16 protein-coding genes and 1 tRNA gene are annotated in these 19,271 nt (G+C 36.3%); 11 read left to right on the forward strand and 6 right to left on the reverse strand.

Annotation, left to right across the window (positions count from 1 at the left end):
- The first annotated feature begins 14 nt into the window (after positions 1 to 14).
- Both B5V81_RS02300 and B5V81_RS02305 read left to right on the forward strand, forming a co-directional pair.
- Positions 15 to 971: an acetyl-CoA carboxylase carboxyltransferase subunit alpha gene (locus B5V81_RS02300; protein WP_212111797.1), complete on the forward strand. Its 957-nt coding sequence runs from the start codon at positions 15 to 17 to the stop codon at positions 969 to 971.
- A 39-nt stretch (positions 972 to 1,010) separates the two neighbouring features.
- A complete protein-coding gene (locus tag B5V81_RS02305; RefSeq protein ID WP_212111799.1) occupies positions 1,011 to 1,760 on the forward strand; it encodes a L,D-transpeptidase family protein in 750 nt (249 codons plus the stop codon).
- A gap of 868 nt (positions 1,761 to 2,628) precedes the next feature.
- On the opposite strand, the gene B5V81_RS02310 is transcribed toward B5V81_RS02305, so the two are convergent.
- The 3 genes from B5V81_RS02310 to B5V81_RS02320 all read right to left on the reverse strand — a co-directional run bounded on the left by B5V81_RS02310 (position 2,629) and on the right by B5V81_RS02320 (position 6,994).
- A complete protein-coding gene (locus tag B5V81_RS02310; RefSeq protein WP_212111801.1) occupies positions 2,629 to 3,690 on the reverse strand; it encodes a CobW family GTP-binding protein in 1,062 nt (353 codons plus the stop codon).
- 409 nt (positions 3,691 to 4,099) lie between these two features.
- Positions 4,100 to 5,191 (reverse strand): D-alanyl-D-alanine carboxypeptidase family protein, encoded by a 1,092-nt coding sequence (locus tag B5V81_RS02315; RefSeq protein WP_212111803.1) that lies wholly within the window; start codon positions 5,189 to 5,191, stop codon positions 4,100 to 4,102.
- Positions 5,192 to 6,187: 996 nt separating this feature from the next.
- Complete coding sequence (locus tag B5V81_RS02320; protein ID WP_212111804.1) at positions 6,188 to 6,994, reverse strand: lysophospholipid acyltransferase family protein; 807 nt, start codon at positions 6,992 to 6,994, stop codon at positions 6,188 to 6,190.
- A gap of 133 nt (positions 6,995 to 7,127) precedes the next feature.
- Between B5V81_RS02320 and thiD the strand changes: the two genes are divergently transcribed.
- Positions 7,128 to 7,982, forward strand: a complete 855-nt coding sequence (gene thiD, locus B5V81_RS02325; RefSeq protein ID WP_212111807.1) for a bifunctional hydroxymethylpyrimidine kinase/phosphomethylpyrimidine kinase — start codon at positions 7,128 to 7,130, stop codon at positions 7,980 to 7,982.
- Between the two features lie 482 nt (positions 7,983 to 8,464).
- Here thiD and B5V81_RS08745 read toward each other — a convergent pair whose 3' ends face one another.
- On the reverse strand, positions 8,465 to 8,932 hold the full coding sequence (locus B5V81_RS08745) for a GNAT family N-acetyltransferase (RefSeq protein ID WP_244979340.1): 468 nt from the start codon (positions 8,930 to 8,932) through the stop codon (positions 8,465 to 8,467).
- A gap of 471 nt (positions 8,933 to 9,403) precedes the next feature.
- On the opposite strand from B5V81_RS08745, the gene B5V81_RS02335 reads away from it, so the two are divergent.
- Entirely contained in the window at positions 9,404 to 9,601 is a 198-nt protein-coding gene (locus B5V81_RS02335; protein ID WP_212111809.1) for a hypothetical protein, read from the forward strand.
- Positions 9,602 to 10,100: 499 nt separating this feature from the next.
- Here the strand turns inward: B5V81_RS02335 and B5V81_RS02340 are convergent.
- A tRNA-Gly gene (locus B5V81_RS02340) sits at positions 10,101 to 10,175 on the reverse strand.
- 181 nt (positions 10,176 to 10,356) lie between these two features.
- Between B5V81_RS02340 and B5V81_RS02345 the strand changes: the two genes are divergently transcribed.
- From B5V81_RS02345 to B5V81_RS02375, 7 genes are all read left to right on the forward strand, one after another.
- The gene (locus tag B5V81_RS02345) at positions 10,357 to 11,334 is read left to right on the forward strand and encodes an ABC transporter substrate-binding protein (protein ID WP_212111811.1); all 978 of its coding nucleotides are present in this window, start codon (positions 10,357 to 10,359) and stop codon (positions 11,332 to 11,334) included.
- 62 nt (positions 11,335 to 11,396) lie between these two features.
- Complete coding sequence (locus B5V81_RS02350; protein ID WP_212111813.1) at positions 11,397 to 12,293, forward strand: ABC transporter permease; 897 nt, start codon at positions 11,397 to 11,399, stop codon at positions 12,291 to 12,293.
- Positions 12,286 to 13,080 carry an ABC transporter ATP-binding protein gene (locus B5V81_RS02355; RefSeq protein ID WP_212111814.1) on the forward strand — a complete coding sequence of 265 codons (795 nt, stop codon included), beginning with the start codon at positions 12,286 to 12,288 and terminating at the stop codon, positions 13,078 to 13,080. The genes B5V81_RS02350 and B5V81_RS02355 overlap by 8 nt, the downstream gene beginning before the upstream one ends.
- 4 nt (positions 13,081 to 13,084) lie before the next feature.
- Complete coding sequence (holA, locus tag B5V81_RS02360; protein ID WP_212111816.1) at positions 13,085 to 14,125, forward strand: DNA polymerase III subunit delta; 1,041 nt, start codon at positions 13,085 to 13,087, stop codon at positions 14,123 to 14,125.
- Between the two features lie 955 nt (positions 14,126 to 15,080).
- On the forward strand, positions 15,081 to 16,013 hold the full coding sequence (locus B5V81_RS02365; protein ID WP_212111818.1) for a prephenate/arogenate dehydrogenase family protein: 933 nt from the start codon (positions 15,081 to 15,083) through the stop codon (positions 16,011 to 16,013).
- A gap of 1,162 nt (positions 16,014 to 17,175) precedes the next feature.
- The gene (locus B5V81_RS02370) at positions 17,176 to 18,027 is read left to right on the forward strand and encodes a YihY/virulence factor BrkB family protein (protein ID WP_212111819.1); all 852 of its coding nucleotides are present in this window, start codon (positions 17,176 to 17,178) and stop codon (positions 18,025 to 18,027) included.
- Positions 18,024 to 18,539 carry a YaiI/YqxD family protein gene (locus B5V81_RS02375; protein WP_212111821.1) on the forward strand — a complete coding sequence of 172 codons (516 nt, stop codon included), beginning with the start codon at positions 18,024 to 18,026 and terminating at the stop codon, positions 18,537 to 18,539. The genes B5V81_RS02370 and B5V81_RS02375 overlap by 4 nt, the downstream gene beginning before the upstream one ends.
- 1 nt (position 18,540) lies before the next feature.
- On the opposite strand, the gene B5V81_RS02380 is transcribed toward B5V81_RS02375, so the two are convergent.
- Complete coding sequence (locus B5V81_RS02380; RefSeq protein WP_212111823.1) at positions 18,541 to 19,239, reverse strand: TlpA family protein disulfide reductase; 699 nt, start codon at positions 19,237 to 19,239, stop codon at positions 18,541 to 18,543.
- Between the last annotated feature and the right edge of the window lie 32 nt (positions 19,240 to 19,271).

Raw genomic sequence — 19,271 nt, forward strand, 5'->3', positions numbered from 1 at the left:
ATGAGTTGGTATAAATGTATAATTATCTTGATTTTGAAAAACCAGTTGCTGATCTCGATGGGAAAATTCTTGAATTAAAAAAAATTTCTCAGGAAAAAGGCAGTCTTGATATGAGCGATGAGATTGCACGTCTTGAAAAACGTTCCCAAACAGCATTGAACGATATTTATAAAAAATTGACACCGTGGCAGAAAACACAAGTCGCTCGTCATCCTGATCGTCCGCATTTTATGGACTATTCTAAACGCTTATTGAGTGATGTTACACCTTTGGCAGGAGATCGAAAATTTGCCGAAGATGAAGCTATTCAAGCTGGTTTTGCTCGCTTTAAGGGGGAAGCAGTTGCTTACATTGGTCAAGAGAAAGGTCACGATACCCAAACACGTTTGCGCTATAATTTTGGTTCTGCACGTCCAGAAGGATATCGTAAAGCGGTGCGTATTATGGAAATGGCTGATCGCTTTGGTTTGCCACTGCTCACTTTTATTGATACAGCGGGTGCTTATCCTGGAGTAAGCGCTGAAGAACGTGGGCAAGCGGAAGCAATTGCTCAATCAACAGCTGCAACTTTGCGCCTAAAGGTTCCTGTTGTCTCCGTTGTTATTGGAGAAGGCGGTTCGGGGGGGGCGATAGCAATTGCGGCTGCAAATAAAGTTTATATGTTGGAACATGCAATTTACTCTGTTATTTCTCCAGAAGGAGCAGCTTCTATTTTATGGCGTGATCCAGCCCGTGCAAAAGATGCTGCAATGAATATGCGTATTACCGCTCAGGATTTATATCGCTTAAAGATTATTGATGGCATTATTTCAGAGCCTTTAGGAGGAGCGCATCGTGATAAAGAGATTGCCATTGATGCAACGGGTGAGATTATTTCAGAAGCTTTAAAAACTATGGTTGGAAAAGATGGTGAAGTTCTCAAACAAGAGCGAAGGGAAAAATATCTTCAAATCGGTCGCTCATTAGCGTAAATCTTTTTTGTGAGGGGTATTGGATTGGAGTTTTTTGCGATGACATTGAACAGATTCCTTTCTGTGTGTGTGTTGTTTGTAATAGGAATATTGACGGCCTGTGAAGGAAGATTACCAGCTTCTATACGTGCTAAAGTTGAACAGCCTCTTCCGCAAGAAATCCAGAATAGAATGGCTTTGTACGATATTGATCCCTATGCACCAATTGTGATGCGATTTTTCAAGGAGGAAAATGTTGCCGAAATTTGGAAGCAATCTCGTTCAGGTCCTTTTATTTTGGTTGCTCGCTATGGAATTTGCAAATGGTCTGGTAAACTTGGACCTAAATATAAAGAAGGGGATTTTCAAACACCAGAAGGATTTTATACGATTACTGCAAATCAAATGAATCCTTATTCAAAATATTATCTTTCTTTTAATATAGGATATCCTAACCTTTATGATCAGGAAAATGGTCGTACAGGAAGCAATCTTATGGTGCATGGTTCTTGCTTTTCCGCCGGTTGCTATTCTATGAGTGATAAAAATATGGCCCAAATTTATGCCTTTGCACGGGATGCTTTTAAAGGAGGACAAAGAGCATTTCAGTTGCAGGCTTTTCCTTTTCGCATGACCGAGGATAATATGTTACGTCATAGCAATGATCCCCATTATCAATTTTGGGTTATGCTTAAGAAAGGGTATGATTTTTTTGAAGAAAATCGTCAACCTCCAATTGTTGAAGTTTATGGAAAACGTTACATTTTTAATCGCGGTATTGATAAAACTTCAGTTTCCCTAATGCAGTGATTGTTATTTTATTCTGCTACACCGTAAAACACTGTTATTTACGATGGTGATACAGGAATGGAAAAACTGTACGCATGAAGTGTTTTAAGTGAATAGTCATATTTTAAAGCACGGAATTTTTCATAGAGCCTGATGTAAGTAAATCAGATGAAGTGAGGGAAGCCAAGAGAGACTTGTTCAGAAAAGTTATATTGTTTGCAGACCGGTGGAAGGCAATCTTTGTTTTTTAGTGAAGAGTATAAATGCACCTTTATTTTTAATTTCAAAGGGTTTTAATTATTTCATGCTGTCAAATGTTGTCTTATGGTGTTGATCTATAAGATACATGCATACATATAAAATATGATATTGCCTCTGTTTGATTTTAGTTTTTTGCCTAAACTTAAGAGGATTTTGTTTCAATATGCTGGAGAAATAGAGTTGAGAGAAATGCTTTAAAATCAAGAATTTGTCCAATAGGTTTGTGAAATGCTCCCGTGAGATTGTTTGCAGATAAAGCGCATTGCGAGAGAAAATCACCTGATTATTGATTAACGAATAGTAAAAATTTTTATATAATAATTTGATTTACAATGATAATTTATCATTTTTTCGATTTGAATAAGGAGCTGAATATCATAAAATTCTGTTATCTTAAAATCTATTTATGATGCATCAATCAAGATCATTCGCTTGCACCTTACAAATGGAAAGTGCTGCATGGATAGAACTGTACGGTAAAAATGCCTCTAATAAATTGTTTCAAGTGTTAAGAGCTACCACAAGATTGGGGCTGGCAAGGTCTATGGTGGAAAGCTTTTTTGCTTCTTTAAAAGCATAAAAGGGCGTGGCTCAATGGGCTTTACATTATGTCCATTGAAGAGGAAAATTAAAATTTCATTCCTGGAATGATGAGAGGGTTTTCCAAGAGAGCTGTTTTATCTGCGGTATCTATTGCCGGCTTATTAAAAAAAGCATTGAGAAGTTTTTGTATTGCTTCTTTTTCAACACCATTGGCAATGATGACAAAACGTGTTTGTTTTATTCCTTTTGGCCATGCTGGTAGTCTTATAGGTGGATGGAAAAATGTTTGTACACCATGTAATATAAGGGGACGATAAGGATCATCACGCAATGCGATAATCGCTTTAAGACGGAGTAATTTTGTACCATAACGGTCTTGTAGGAGATCTAAAAAAGATTCAATTGTAGCGTAATCAACAAGATCCTCACATTCTAGTGAAAAGGTACGAATGGTTTTATGGGGAAAATGATCGTGTGGAGTCGTCATAAGATTCTGCTTAAGTTGTGTATTTTCTGCTTTCTCATTCCATAATGTGCGATTTATTAATAGATTTGAGCAGAAATCTTCAGAATGGGCATCAATGATTTGTGCTGTGGGATTCATTCTTTTAAGTGTGTTAAGGAGCGTATTTGAAAGCACTTGGGGATCCATAAGATCTGTTTTGGTGAGAATAATTTTATCAGCAAAGATTAATTGTTTATATATTTCGGGATAGCGCTCACATATGGAAAGTGTGCTTAATGTATCAAATGTTGCAAGAACAGCATTTATGGACAATGTTTGAATAAACGACGGGTGGCTTAAAAGTATTTGTAAAATAGGAGCAGGATCAGCTATCCCTGTTGTTTCAATGATAATATGATTGAGTTGTTTGATCTGTCCTGTTTGGACGCGATTGATTAAATCAATTAATGTATCGATGAGATCACTGCGTAAATTACAGCATAAACAACCATTGGCAAGCTCAATAATTCCTTCTGTTGCCTTTTCAACCAGAAGGTGGTCAATACTGATTTCACCGAATTCATTGATGATAACAGCACATTCCGTTAAAAGAGGGTCTTGTAGCATCCGGTTGAGCAAAGTTGTTTTGCCAGAGCCTAAAAAACCAGTAATAAGCGTGAGGGGAATGCGCTTTATTTTCATTTTTATCATCAACCGTGGTTTTATTTTAAAAAAACATATCTTACGACGTTCAACGCTATTTATAATGGTGCCCGTGAGAGATATACGGGTCAATACCCTATGAAATCGGTTTTATCATTATTTTTACGCTTATAAAGGCAAGTGTGGACACCATCATACACCTTTTTCAGTGCCAATGTTATGGTAATTTTGGGCACTTGAAAAGCTTTGTAGGAGGAATTTTAATTTCCTGCTTTGATTATTTTATCTCTATATTCATCCATCTCGTGATGTGTAAGAGACAGATTTTAATTGATTCGATAGATACAGATTTGAAATGAGAAGACCTTACGATATTTGTTCTTCTGATATAAGGTGCATAAATTATCATTATAAATCAACTTATTATAATTAACTTATAGATTATGGCTTACGGCTTTTTTATAGAATAGTTTGCACTTCTTTTAGACAGACTATGGGGTTTTCTTAGTGGTTTTACGGTCATTTTGGGTGTCTGTGGCGTACGAATGAGGTGTACGACTAAAGGATCAGAAAAAGAAGGTGGAGCCGTGATAAAAGGTGAGATGAGAATAATATTTCCTTGATCATCATATGAATTGGCGTGCATTTTTATGGCTTCAGGCGTGCATGTTTGTTGTCTCATATCATTGGCTTGTGTTATGTTACTTCCATAAGGCTTTAATGTTGCTAGTGTTAATTGAGGGCTTCCTTGATGCAAAAATCCTATTTCAAGAAGTTGTGCCGCTTTTTCTTCCCTTTCACTTATGTTATTGGCGCCTAGAATGACAGCAATAATTGTACGTTTATTGCGAGTAGCTGAGGCAACAAGATTAAAACCAGAGGCGCAAATAAACCCTGTTTTCATACCGTCTATTCCATAAAAACGGCCAATCAGGTTGTTTGAGTTATGCTGGATTTTTCGGTTATTACCAAAATCAATGGCTGGAATAGAAAAATAATGGGAATACTGTGGAAATTCACGACGTATTTGGACGGCTAAAAGAGCAATATCGCGTGCGGTGGAATAGTTTTGAGGGTCTGGTAAACCACTTGCGTTCGCAAAATGGGTGCCAAACATGCCTAAACGTTTAGCTTCGCTATTCATTTTGCGTACAAAAGCTTTTTGTGAACCAGCAATGGCTTCACTCATGGCAATGGCCAAATCATTGGTAGATTTAACCATGGTGATACTTAAGGCTGTATCAAGTGTGAGGACAGAACCAGCTTTATAACCTGAACGATACGAAGGAGCTTTTGCGGCATATTCGCTGATGGTGATAGGTTTGTTGGGTGAAATTTCCCCTCGACTCATGGCGCGAAAAATAACATAAGCAGTCATTAATTTTGTTAAGGAAGCTGGATACCAACGCTCAAAAGCTTGATTATGTTTTAAGATATGTCCCGTTGTAACATCAACAGAAATAAAAGGCTGCGCTAAAGAAAAAGTGCTCGACAAACTCAAGATGAAAGAAAAAAATAAATTATAAAAGAGGCGTCGCATTAATTTAAACCCAGTTCCTTTTTATTCATTATTTAGAATTGTTTTAATGTAGAATACAAAGCTGTTAAGTCCAGGATAGAGAGGACAGATAGTTAATTGCTGTATTGAGTTATGTATTAGGAATAAAAACCAACACTCATATTTATTTTCCCCTTGAATTTGGTTTGATGGCTTAAATATCTCAAAAAATACTTTTTAAATAATAAAGATTATACAAGATTTAATTTTTTTGAAGATATTATTATTTTTCAGAAAGAGAAAAGCTCGTTTAATTATACATTTTGTTTGTTATTCTATTATTTAATATATTTGGTTTATGATAATCGTTTACTGTTTTACATGTTTAATGAGACCCTTGAATATCGTCAGTTTCTTTCATTCCACATATGTTCCAAGGTTTGAATAAATCAAAACTATCCGCTTGTACGTTACAAGCGGGAAAGAGCTGTTTAGAACCATATAAGAAAAATACCTCTTATGAACTGTCTTAAGTAAAGGCTATCGCAATTTGGGCATTGGTAAAGGGGGTGAGGGTTCAGGCTTGCTGCTTTACAAGCGTAAAGATGGAATGCTCAACAGATTTACCATTATCCCATTCGTAGCCAATGTTATGAAATGGGGTGGGGTGCCAAGATGCCTCTTTAAAATAACCCTTATATTAAGAGGGGCTATGAGAGGTGTTTATATATTTTGCTTTAACAATTTTTGCCTATACATTAATTTCATTTGTGACGGCAGATAATTGATTCAATATAAGAAAAAAGTAATTTTATTCTATTGGATGTTATTGTTTAACATAAAATATCACTAATATACTGTATGCTATTTAAACGATTTTAAAGAGAGGAAGAATTTTTTCTCAAAAAAATTCATATATTGATCATTTTTTATAATATCCATGTGTTTTATAATTTTGAATGAGAAAATTTGAAATATTTCCCTTATATTTCTGTTTCATCTGCTTCATTTAATATACAAAGTGCTGTTTTTTACTAATCAAGATTGTGCTTCATGATATTTTAGTTTTTGAAGCTTTTGAGCAGCTTGTGGTGGCATAGGAGGAGGGGTAGGATCTTGAGCTGCTAAGAGAAGCAGTTCATCGCACGCTTCTTCAGTTTTTTGGACAAGTTGATCCAGAAAGTCACGTTTGCTTAAACCAGCTTCTATTGGAGGAAGAATACGAACACGAATTGTTCCGGGATAGCGGCGGAAATTATTGCGTGGCCAATATAAACCTGCATTGTGTGCAATAGGGACAACTTGAAGTCCCAATTCATTATAGAGTGCGACAATTCCTGACTTATAATCTGGTTCTTGACCCGGTTGTCGGCGTGTTCCTTCCGGAAAAATTAAGATTTGGCGTCCTTGTTTTACTTTCTCTTTTGCTTTTTGTATAACCATTTTTAAGGCTTTTATGGGCGTTGTGCGGTTAATGGGGATAATTTGTGTTTTTGCCATATACCAGCCAAACAATGGAATCCACATCAATTCACGTTTTAAAATGAGAGTGGGATCATCAAAATAGGGAACAAGACTGAAGGTTTCCCATGCAGATTGATGCTTTGGAGCAATAATATAGGCTCCTTTGGGGAGATTTTCTAATCCTTCAATTTCATAACGTGTGCCCGCGATGTATTTTTGCAAAAAGAGTGTAACGCGCGCCCATGTCTTAGGGACGATCCATGCCTTTTTTCGGGGCATTAAAAAATAAACCGGAGCGTAAAGAATCATCTGTATGAAAGTTGTTGTATAAAAAGCGAACGTAAAAAGAATAGAACGAAGGATAAGCACTATATTTTCCATTTTATATCTATAATAAGAAGATTTTGTATATAATATAATTCAGATGAGAAAACATCTTCTTTATGTTTTTTCAGGTATCTATTTTTTGGGTGACTCAGTTTCCAGTATTTAAAATAAAGAAGGAAAGAGGTTAATGGAATCACAAAAAGATAAACTTTTTATTCCACGGATTTTATCTATTGCGGGAACAGATCCTTCTGGTGGTGCTGGAATGCAAGCGGATTTGAAAGTTTTTTCAGCTATGAAAACTTATGGCATGAGTGTGGTGACAGCTGTTGTTGCACAAAACACTCAGGGTGTACGTTCTTTTCAGGCATTAGATGCTTCTTTTGTTGCAGATCAAATTGATTCTGTTTTTGAGGACATCCATGTTGATGCCGTTAAAATTGGTATGGTTGCAAATGCTCAGATTGCACAGGCTATTGCAGAACGTCTCGCTTATCATAAAGCGCGTTTCATTGTTTTTGATCCGGTTATGGTTGCAAAAAGTGGTGATGTTCTTTTAAAGCCTGATACCATTGAAATTATGCGTGATGTTCTTGTTCCGATGTCAACTTTGATCACGCCAAATTTGCCTGAAGCTGCACTGTTATTGGGTTGTGAAGTGCAATGGTCTTTAGAGACTATGTATCAATATGCTCCACGACTCCTAGCGCTAGGGTGTCATGCCGTTTTATTAAAGGGGGGACATTTAAATACGCTTACCAGAAATAGTACAGAAAATTATCATTGTTCTAGTCCAGATCTTTATTGTGATTGTGAAAATCTTGTTATGCTTGAAGCTTCTCGTCTTCCAACCACTCATGATCACGGGACAGGCTGTACCATTTCTGCTGCCATCGCAGCTCTGTTACCTACACAACCTTTGGATCGTGCCGTTAAGCAAGCAAAAGATTATTTACATGGCGCTTTAACTGCCTCAAATGATTTAAAAGTAGGGAAAGGGCGAGGACCGCTTCACCATTTTTATGCGTTGTGGAAAGATTGATACAAATAATTGATTATAAAAATCTTCATTCTATGAATTTGTTTCGTCATTATATTGCTATTTTGGACTTATGACTGATAAATGTTAGCGCACTGTTATTTTGTACTTGAGAAGAATGAGAGAAAAAATTTTATAATTTGTTTCTTTTATATATTTTTACAATTAATGTATCCTGTTTGTTTCAGAGGCAATTTTAGAGGTTAAATAAGAAACTAAGGGATTTTTAAATGCGCTTTGAAAGGTCTTTTAAGCTCTTTTGGTTATCTTATAAAGCGGAGTTTTTTCTATCAATTGACGAATAGAGAAATTGCCTAATAAACTATAACGAAATTGTGATTTTAAATAGTTTCTTTCAAGTTTTTCACTATCAGCATTAAGGAAGATTTGCCAAATTTCCTCGATTGTATAGATTGGTTGGCTCTATTTAAGTTCTGCTGAAAATAATAAATCCTCTTTGATTGATGTATCAAAAAAGTTTGTGGCTAAATGATCATGTGTTTATTGGAATAAATTTTGAATTCACGAAAGTTTATAAAACCCAATTTTTTATAAATGTTGATAGCCTCGTGTGATGCTTGCATACCAATAACATGACATTTTAAATGTTCAATAGCAATTTCTGTCATGAATGTTCCAAACCCTCTTTTTTGAAAATATGGATTGGTGACAATATCATACACGCCAACGAATCTATCCGTTTTAATACAAAAACATATTGCTACAGGATTGTTATTTATATAACCCACAAGCATATCTACGTTATGGTCTTTTTTATAACAACGACCGATTGTTTCATAAAATATGACTGTCTCTTCATCAACAGGTTCGAAGACTGACGCTATAAAATTTCCGTAATCTATAAAACCTTGAAGTGATTCAACTGCTTTGGTTTTAAAATTATCAGGCATAGAAGTAACATGTGAGTCTATATCTTGCGTTAAAGCCGCCATTCTTACTTCTGTTTCAACATGTTTTAAGCCAGTGATTTAAGAGAACTTCATTAACTTTATAATGAGATGAATGAGGTTTAACCCACCAAGCTAAAGCTCGTAAAAGAAATTGATTATTATAGATTTTGCTTCGTCTACAGTTATCTTGTCAATTTTTAGCGAGATAGTATTGGGTGTGTCTGAAGTAAATGTTGAATTAGCAGAGCTACTTCATTTGAAAAATCAATAACCTTTATTTGGGGGCAAAATTTCGGTAAATGTATCTTTGAAAAAAATTATTCTCTCACGATAAGTTAAGTTTTGATTTGTTTAACATTTGTTTTTCTTGTCATTGCTCATCATTTTAAATTGATTTTTTAGCTCAAAGGTTATTCAAAATTCTTTTACATGAGCTTCTATAACCTACAAAATTGCAAAAGATCTGCCGTCAATACTAGAAAAATTATCCTCGAATCAGAATGGCAAGAGACAATGATCAATACCTTTTGGGATCAATACCTTTGGAAAAATGCTACTGGCAAAGCTAAAGTTATCGTTGTTAAAAATGCTATGAACCCAATGGAAAGTGTTCATCTTATTCTTCAAGCTTATTTTACACGCTTTAATAATCTCATAGACAACGATAACTTCCCAGAAAAATTGTCTAAGCTAAAAATTGTTATCTGGTGATCTAAGTCTAGACGTTTCACAAGAAATTATGAATTAAAAAAATTTTGAAAATTCTTTGAAATGTCTTTGAGAACTATTTAAAATCGTTTGAAACAAAATAAATTGGTACAAAAGCTGCTGTAAAATATACAAAATGTAATTTTACAAGAGGTTTTGCATTAAGTGGGAAGAGGTGTGATTGGTTACGAATACGTGATAATTTGCTGTTTTTATGGATAAAATTTAACATTAAAAGCGTGTTTTGTTAAAATAGATTTTGAAACCTCAAATTGCCCAAAAGAGTGAAAAACTATCAAAATCGAAATTTTACAGTAAAAATGAGAGAAGACTTTGAAAACCCTTCGGGGATTTTAAAAAAACCTTTTAAAGCTCAGAAAACTGTCTCTGAAAATCGTTTGAAAAAAATAAATTGATGCAAAACCTACTGTCAAATTTTGCAAAACCCGATGACAAGCTACATACAACCTACAACGCAGGAACAAATAAATACAAAATTCAATGGAGCGGGCGATGGGATTCGAACCCACGACCCCAACCTTGGCAAGGTTGTGCTCTACCCCTGAGCTACACCCGCTCACCGATTCGATATATACTCTGCCTGTATGGCGTAGGCTTCTACGAATTGCAACAAAAAAATATCATTTCAGTTTGATTTATTTTGTCTATGTTTCGATAAAATAAAGATTGATTTTATAAAATTCTTCAGCGATAAATTATTCTTTTTTTAATTTTTGCATGGAGAGGGGTGGAATATAATGTTGAAGAGAATAAATATATTAGGGATTGTCATTGCTGCCGTTTTTATGATGAACAGTGTTGCAAAATCAGATGATCAAGTTAAACACGTTAAAGTTGCAATAACGCAAATTATGGTCCATCCTGCTGCGGATGCTGTTCGTAAAGGTGTGGAAGATGTTCTTGCAGAAAATGGTTATAAGCAAGGTGAAAATTTTCAACTTACCTTTTTATCGGCGCAGGGTAATATTTCAACAGCAACGCAAATTGCACGTAAATTTGTTGGTGATAAACCCGATGTGATTGTAGCAATTACCACGCCTTCAGCACAAACGATGCTTGCGGCAACAAAAACAATTCCTATCGTCTTTGCAGCAATTTCTGATCCTATCGGAGCTAAAATCGTTTCTTCTCTGACGAAACCTGGTGGTAATATGACAGGGAGTTCTGATCGTATAGATGTTGCAGAAAGTGTCAGACTTTTGCAAGAAGTAAAACCAGATTTGAAAAAAATTGGTTATCTTTATAATGCTTCTGAAGCAAATTCTGTTTCAACACTTAAAACGTTAAAGGATGTAGCAAAAAAAGCTGGAATTGAAATTATTCCTTCGTCGGCTCCAAAGCCTTCAGATGTTCAGGCAGCAACACGTGCTTTAATCGGTAAGGTTGATATTATTTTTATTCCTGCTGATAATACAGTTCTTTCTGTTTTGGAAGGTGCAATAAAGGTTTCAGATGAAGCCAATATGCCTGTATTTACTGTTGATGCTAATACTATTGGACGTGGGCCTTTTATGACGCAAGGTGTGAATTTCTATGATGTAGGGGTTGATGCTGGAAAATTGGTCGTGCGTATTCTAAAGGGTGAAAAACCTGGTGATATTGATATTGTGCAGGCAGCTAATAATGACATTCGAATTGATATGAAAGCAGCAGAAAAGGCGGGAATTGTTATTCCGCAGGCGGTTATTGATCGTGCGACAAAAGTGATTCAATGACTTTTGTTGATAAGATGTTGATACAATAAAAACCGTTAAATTTTCATGGGGATTGTCTTTACATGAATATATTTGCGTTTTCTGGTGCTGTAGAATTAGGCCTTATTTACGCGTTTGTTGCTATAGGGGTTTATCTCTCATTTCGCGTTTTGGATTTTCCTGATTTAACGGTTGATGGTTCGTTTCTTCTTGGATCCTGTGTTTGTGGTGTTTTGATTCTTTTAGGTTTTAATCCATGGACAGCTATGGCATGCGCTTTTTGTGCAGGTATGGCGGCTGGTTTACTAACAGCTCTATTGAATTTGCGTTTTGGCATTTTGAATCTTTTGGCTTCCATTTTAATAATGTCAGCGCTTTATACCGTTAACCTTCGTATTATGGGGATTATGGGAGGGTCTAATATTAATTTAGCGCTTGCTGATACAGCCTTAACACCCTTTTATAATCTGTTTGGTTTGTCTGATATTTTTGTACGTCCTCTTTTCGTTGGTACTGTATTGCTGGTTGTGGCATTTTTTATTTGGCGCTTTTTGGAAAGTGAAATTGGTCTTGCTATGCGCGCAATGGGTGCTAATCCAAACATGGCGACGGCCCAAGGTGTTCATACATCAGCATTGATTTATTTTGGTATGGGGCTTTCCAATGCCTGTGTTGCTCTTGGTGGTTCTCTTTATATTCAAACTGCTATCGCAACGGATATTACTGGTGGAATTGGTACAATTGTTTTTGGGTTGGCCGCTGTGATTATCGGTGAAACTCTCTTTCGTACGCGCAATATTTTTTGGATTATAATTAGCTGTATTGTGGGGTCTGTACTTTATCGTGTGGCGGTGCAATTTGCCTTTGAAGCAAATGGCATTGGTATTGATACATCGACAGATCTTCAGTTGATTACTTCATTGTTAGTTGTGTTAACTCTTATTGTGCCACGCTATTGGAGGAGGCGTAAACGTGATTGAGTTTTTTCATGTTGGGGTTACATTTAAACCGCAAACGCCTTTGGAAAAACAGGCTTTAATTGATATTAACCTCAAAATTAATCAGGGGAGTTTTGTTACGGTTATCGGTTCAAATGGTGCGGGTAAATCAACATTGCTCAGTGTTTTAGCAGGCGCAACGCTTCCCTCGACAGGAAAAGTGGTTATCAATGGACAAAATGTTTCTAGGCAATCAGTCAGCGAACGTGCTGGAAAGGTTGCATGTGTTTTTCAAGATTCGTTAAAGGGAAGTTGTGGTTCTTTAACAATTGAAGAAAATTTGGCTCTTGCTGCTCTTCGGGGAAATCGTCGTAGTTTGCGTTCAGCTTTAAACCATGAAAAAAGACAATTTTTTCGGGAGAAAATTGCTCAATTAGGCATTGGTCTTGAAGCATATATTCACAATCCTATGGATAGTTTGTCCGGTGGACAACGCCAAGCCGTTTGTCTTGTTATGGCAACGTTAGCTCATGCGGATGTTTTATTACTTGATGAACATACTTCAGCACTTGATCCTGGAATGGCTGATTTTGTAATGCGGTTGACTGAAAAAATCGTTGAAGAGAAAAAATTAACGACTATTATGGTAACCCATTCTATGCGTCAGGCTCTTGATTATGGCGATCGCACATTGATGTTGCATGGTGGAAAAGTGATTTTGGATGTCTGTCATGAAGAGCGTAAGGGCTTGGATGTTAATGATTTAATTGGTATGTTTCAGAAAGTGCGCGGGGAAGTTCTTGATGATGATGAACTGTTAATGGATTAATAGTGTGGCTCAGAAAAAAGCACATGAGGTTGATCAGTTTCTAACGCGCTTCTCACGTGCTTTTCCTATTGTTCTCATTTATGGGCCAGATCGTGGTCTTATTTGTGAACGTGCTCAACGTTTTGCGAAGCTTACAAAGGTTGCAATAGAAGATCCATTTTCAACAATTCGTTTGGAAGCTGCTGAAATTGATAAAGATCCCGCATGTTTGGAAAATGAAGCGCGTACTTTTTCGCTTTTTGGGGGAGACCGTTTGATATGGATTTCTAATGCTGCTAACCAAAAAGGGTTTCTTGCAGCTTTGAAGCTTTTAATTGAGAAACCACCAGAAAAAAGTTTTATTCTCATTGAGGCAGGGGATTTAAAAAAAGGAACGGGGTTGCGTAATGCTATTGAAACGGCAGCAAATGCAATGGCTTTGCCTTGTTTTGCCGATGATATTCGTTCTCTTGACAGTTTGATTGATGAGGTTTTAGGCCAGTTTAAGAAGACTCTTTCTTTGGATGCACGGAGATGGTTGCATGAAAGCTTAGGGGTAGATCGTCTTGTATCACGCGGTGAATTGGAGAAGCTTTGTCTTTATGCTTCAAATGTTCATATTACTCTTGAAGATGTGAAAGCTGTTGTAAGCGATGTAAGTGCTCTTTCTCAAGATGAAGTCATTGATGCTCTCTTATTGGGCGATATATCAGGCTTTGAAGCGCATTTTAACCGACATGCAGCATTACAGGGGGCGCTTTTTTTTATTTTAAGTGTAGCACAAAGGCATTTTCAGCAATTACAGCTCTTGCGTTATCAGGTAGAGGTTGAAGGAAAATCACCTGTTACAGTGGTTTCTCAAGCGCGTCCTCCCATTTTTTTTCAACGGAAAAAGACCGTTGAACAAGCTTTAAAATATTGGAAGTTAGAACAGATTTCTTACGCTATGGAAAGAATTCAGAGTGCTGTTTTAGAAAGCCGTAAAAATCCGCTTTTGGGTGAAGCTATCATTCGTCAAGCTTTGTTAGGACTCACAATTATCGCACGACGCCAAATGGCAGCTTAACATATTTAAAAATATAATGATTTTTGTTTAAGTGCAGCAAAAAAGGTATTTTAAGAAATTACAGTTGTTGCGTTATCGGGTAAAGTCTGAAGAAAAATCACCTTTTAAGGTGATTTCTCAAATGTGTTTTCTATTTAGAGCAAGGCTTGTTCATAGAATCTTTAGTGAAGTAAATCACATGAGTGATTAGCGATATAAAGGGTCAAATAAAATTTTACGTATTCGGTATTTTTTATGAGAATACAGGGGGAGTATTAAGCTTGCTCACAGAGTTTTAAAGGCATAGTGCTCTTCGTACAAAAAAGAACGTGACAGAATGCATTTGTTTTAAAAAATGATGCGCTTTCTTAAAAACATTTTTCAATGACGGCTGTACCTATTTCGTAACGGTGCTTAAATGGTACAATGGTAAAGCTTTTCGTAAATACAATTCATTGAGCACTCCCGCTTTAATGCTTAACAAAAATGTAAACTGGCACTCATTACATACTTTGCTCGTTTCTGATGTTGCGATAATGCTTGGCAATTAGATAGGGTGAGGTTTTTTGTTTCTTCTTTCTAAGTGTTTTTATCTATATGCTATCTCTCTTGTGAGATGCAAAAGACAGAACAACATAAGAAGACTTAAAATAATTCTTCGGTATTAGGAGATCTTATTAATATGTAAAATAATGTCATTATCTTTACGGATCAATGCGTTGTATGCGGTTAAGCCATGAAGTGAGAATTTAGAAGTTTGATGTTGCATTTTTTGTTACGTATTTTTTTCATTTTTTAGGTAAAAATGATCTGTTATTTGTTTGCGTGAGTGAGGATTGATAAACTGCGTTATTCTTTATTCTCTAGTAGTCGTTTTTTAATATTTTGCGCATAACTCTTGAACAAACAAACAGGAAAATGATGATTTTTACAATTGTCTTTGTTGCCATTTGCAAAAAATCTTTAAAGGTAAGAGATGTCCCATATTCAATTTGAAAGAATAGCGCTCATCGGGATCGGTCTGATTGGATCTTCTTTAGCAAGAGTGATAAAGAAGAAAAAACTTTCAGCTCAGATTTCTATTGCAACGCGTCGTCAAGAAACACTGGAAAGAGCGCGTGAATTGGAACTTGGAGATTTTTATACAACGGATAATGCAGAGGCTGTTGTAGACGCAGATCTCGTTATTATCTCTGTTCCTGTTGGGGCGAGTGCAGAGGTGGCAAAAAACATTCATGATCATTTAAAGCAGGGGGCGATTGTGAGTGATGTTGGCTCTACAAAAGAATTGGTTATTAAAGAAATGGCGCCTTTATTGCCCAAAACGGTTCATTTTATTCCGGGGCATCCTATTGCTGGAACAGAATATTCAGGGCCCGATGCTGGTTTTGCTGATTTGTTTATCAATCGCTGGTGTATTTTAACGCCTTTTGCGGAGAGTGATGCGGCGGCTGTAGCACGATTGACAGCGTTTTGGGAAGCTTGTGGTGCACGTGTCGAAAAAATGGAGCCTAAGCATCATGATCTTGTTTTGGCAATTGTTTCGCATTTACCGCATTTGATTGCCTATAATACTGTTGGAACAGCAAGTGACTTAGAAAAAGTAACAAATTCGGAAGTGATTGCTTATTCCGCTTCTGGTTTTCGTGATTTTACACGTTTGGCATCTTCTGATCCTGTTATGTGGCGCGATATTTGTTTGCATAATAAAGAGGCTATTTTAGAGATGTTGGGTCGTTTTAGCGAAGGGCTTGCTTTTTTAGAACAGGCAATTCGTTTGGGTGATGGTGAAACATTGTTTAATTTTTTTACCCGTACGCGTGCTGTGCGTCGTAATATCATTGCGGTGGGACAGGAAATTGATGCCCCTGATTTTGGGCGTCATAACGTTTCTAAAGAGGGGATGTAAAATAAGAGACTTTTGAATTTTGCGCTGTTATTTTGCTTATTCTTATCATGCCTTTTCAGATATCTGTTCTTTTAAATCGTGCCTTGTGATAAAGATACGGCGATGTTCTCAGTCATTTGTACGACGATAAATGGTGCTGCTTAATTTTATCTCTCATATTCTGTGCTCTAAGATAGCTTTTGTACCTTTATGAGAGGCGTTTGTTGGTTTGGTTAGCAAATTGCGCATAAATGAGAGCGAAAAGAGACATAGCTCAAGTTTAACTTATTTCACTATCAATGGATATGCAATTTTTATTAAATGGATCACGACTGTAAAAAGAATGAAAGCATTTTTTTGAAAGATAAAGACTTTGTTCAATAATCTTTCGTATTGCTAATGGTAAAGACCTATAATACTCTTCTATAGTATTACTCTTCACGTTATCAAGCCGAGAATTATATTCTCATCAAATTGATTTTCATGCATATAACCTGAGAGATTTGCGAAGGGTTTTTCAAGGAGAGGGGGGGATGAGTTCCTGTAAATCAATACAAAGATAGGTGTATTATGAGTGTTGTCTCGCAAAGTGTTTTATAAAAACAGGAAGGTATTTTCCAATCAGTAGCTGGTATATTTTTCATTTTATGATGTGATTTTTTCATAAAGTTTCTACAATTGTTGTCGATTGTAAATTAATATTCAAAGCACATGCAGAAACATGTTTGAGAAAAATATTAAGATGATTCAGTGTGTTCACTTTTTTTAGCTTTTTTGTGCTAGTTTGGGGTGGGAATATTTTCTCTGTTTGATTGATCTTTTGAAGCGATAAAACAACTTTATTTGAGAACAATATAAAAGAAGGAAAGGTAGGAGCTCATTTCCATCTATTCTATTTTAATTCAAGCATTAAAACGTGAAAAAACATTCATAAAAATATCTTTGCTTCATATTTTATTCTTTTGCACTCTTTAATAGAGTGGGGCTCTCATGTAAAATGGAACGTTTCAACAGAATACACTTGATTGGTGAAATTTGTTGGCTTTTCAGTTTTTGGAGAGGGGGAGACTTGACCACATGGATTACTGCCCTTTATATTGAAAAATGTTCGTTTTTAAAGTCTTGATGGTTTTTTTAAGCGTGAGATAACTGAAAAAAGGATATTACCAGAAAGTATTGAGGTTTGTTGAAAAATATCTTTTGGTATAGCTATCGTATTTTTGGTGATGCAATAAGTCATTATTGGCGTGATAATGGGAGTGCTTTTGCAAGCCATGTTGCGCTATCGGGGCTTTTAGCATTTTTCCCTTTTTTTATTTTTGGGACATCTTTTGCTCGTTTTCTCGGGGCTTTTACCTATACACCGCAAAAAATTAAAGCGTTGGTACAGTTATTGCCCGATGTCATTGCGGAGCCTTTATCTCAGGAAATTGTCAATGTTTTAACCTTTCATCAAGGAGGTGTGTTGACGCTTTCTGTCATTGGAACGGCTTATTTTGCTTCTAATGGAATAGAAGCTTTGCGTACGGCCTTGAATAAAGCTTACCGTGTTACTGATCGACGGAGTTTGTTGTTTTGTCGTTTTCAAAGTTTGTTTTTTGTGATCCTTGGCGCTTTTGGTCTTGTGGTGATGAGCTTTTTATTGATTTTAGCGCCTTTGCTGATCAAAATTATGCAAAATCATCCTTTTTTTATGACTGAACATATTGGAGTCATTCGTTTATGGCGTTATACAATTGCGGTCGTTATTTTGTTTATCAGTCTTTTGATTGTTCATAAATGGCTTCCAGCAGGGCAGCGGAAATTTATAGATATTTTACCAGGAATCGTGGTGACAATGTTTGTATGGTTTATGGCTTCTCTTGCTTTTGCGCAATATTTAACGATGTTTGACTATATTTCAACTTATGCGGGGTTAGCATCTATTATGGTCGCCATTATTTTTCTTTACATATTAAGCGCAATTTTTATTTTGGGGGGTGAAATAAACGCTGCAATAATGTTTTATCGCAATTATGAGCACGCTCCTAGATGAATGAAAAAAACTGTAGATCGTATGAAAGCCACAAGATAGGGCAAGGAATAAGACCAGCCATTACTTTGTTGGTTGATGCGGATGCCTGTCCTGTTAAAGATGAAATTTATCGTGTGATGAATCGTTATCAGCTTAAGACATTTATTGTCGCGAACCGTTTTCTTTCTCTTCCCCACGAAGAACTCATTGAAAGAATCGTTGTTTCTGGTGGGCTTGATAGTGCTGATGATTGGATTGTAGAACATGTGCATGAGGCCAGTATCGTTATTACCAGTGATATTCTTTTAGCAGTACGAGTTGTACGGTCTGGGGGGTTTTGTCTTTCGCCAACGGGGCGTATTTTTGATGCCAATTCAATAGGTCAAGCTTTAGTCATGCGCAATTTGATGGAAAACTTGCGAGAGCAAGGGCACGTCACAGGAGGACCACGCCCTTTTTGTGGTAAAGATCGCTCTGCTTTTTTGTCAGCATTGGATTTAACAATCCAACGTTTAAAAAGGGGCGGATATTAGGTTATTGTGCTTCTTTTATGACAGCTTTTATAAGTGTTTTGGCATCGTCATTGGCCCATGGCGCTGCACCATTATAGGAAGCAATGAGATAACCATTTTTATCAATGAGAAGTGTGACCGGTAATCCTAAAGCAAGTCCTTGTTTTCTCATGTCGTTGAAGATATTCATGGTTTCATCGCGATAGTAGACTAAATTATCAGCGTGAATATCTTGCAAAAATTGCTGAATTTTTTCAGGAGAAGCGGTTTTATCAATATTAATCGCTATGACATCGAAGTTTTCTCCACCCAATTCACGTTTTAATTGCGCTAGTTCGGGCATTTCTGTGCGGCAGGGAACGCACCAGATAGCCCATAGATTGATGAGTGTCAGTTTTCCGTTAAATTCAGCGAGTTTATGGTCTTTTCCTTTAATATCCTTAAAAGAGAGAATATTCATATCTAAGGGTGTATCAATAAATCGCATGTGAGCAAAAAAACCTGTCGCGGCTTTTTGAAGGGCCATCATTTTTTTGTCTTGTATTTTTTTAGTATTTTCTTTTGAAATAAAGTTGGTAGAAAAAGGGGCACTCTTGTCATGATGATTTTTTATTGCGTATAAACTGATACCAACTACGATAATGGCAACAAAAAAGAATGTTATGAAAACTTTCCACTTTTTGTTTTTCTTCTTTGAGCTATTAAGACTTTGATGAATCATGACTTTTATCCTTTTTATGGGTATTTTTAGAC

It is taken from the genome of Bartonella queenslandensis (assembly GCF_018155095.1).
Lineage (GTDB): Bacteria > Pseudomonadota > Alphaproteobacteria > Rhizobiales > Rhizobiaceae > Bartonella > Bartonella queenslandensis_B.

Coding starts and splice junctions, on each gene's coding strand:
- B5V81_RS02315 (WP_212111803.1), bottom strand. CDS start 5,191: ATGCGACGCCTCTTTTATAATTTATTTTTTTCTTTCATCTTGAGTTTG.
- B5V81_RS02375 (WP_212111821.1), top strand. CDS start 18,024: ATGAATGAAAAAAACTGTAGATCGTATGAAAGCCACAAGATAGGGCAA.
- B5V81_RS02320 (WP_212111804.1), bottom strand. CDS start 6,994: ATGGAAAATATAGTGCTTATCCTTCGTTCTATTCTTTTTACGTTCGCT.
- B5V81_RS02335 (WP_212111809.1), top strand. CDS start 9,404: ATGATCAATACCTTTTGGGATCAATACCTTTGGAAAAATGCTACTGGC.
- B5V81_RS02380 (WP_212111823.1), bottom strand. CDS start 19,239: ATGATTCATCAAAGTCTTAATAGCTCAAAGAAGAAAAACAAAAAGTGG.
- B5V81_RS02350 (WP_212111813.1), top strand. CDS start 11,397: ATGAATATATTTGCGTTTTCTGGTGCTGTAGAATTAGGCCTTATTTAC.
- B5V81_RS08745 (WP_244979340.1), bottom strand. CDS start 8,932: ATGGCGGCTTTAACGCAAGATATAGACTCACATGTTACTTCTATGCCT.
- B5V81_RS02300 (WP_212111797.1), top strand. CDS start 15: ATGTATAATTATCTTGATTTTGAAAAACCAGTTGCTGATCTCGATGGG.
- B5V81_RS02310 (WP_212111801.1), bottom strand. CDS start 3,690: ATGAAAATAAAGCGCATTCCCCTCACGCTTATTACTGGTTTTTTAGGC.
- B5V81_RS02365 (WP_212111818.1), top strand. CDS start 15,081: ATGTCCCATATTCAATTTGAAAGAATAGCGCTCATCGGGATCGGTCTG.
- thiD (WP_212111807.1), top strand. CDS start 7,128: ATGGAATCACAAAAAGATAAACTTTTTATTCCACGGATTTTATCTATT.
- B5V81_RS02305 (WP_212111799.1), top strand. CDS start 1,011: ATGACATTGAACAGATTCCTTTCTGTGTGTGTGTTGTTTGTAATAGGA.
- B5V81_RS02345 (WP_212111811.1), top strand. CDS start 10,357: ATGTTGAAGAGAATAAATATATTAGGGATTGTCATTGCTGCCGTTTTT.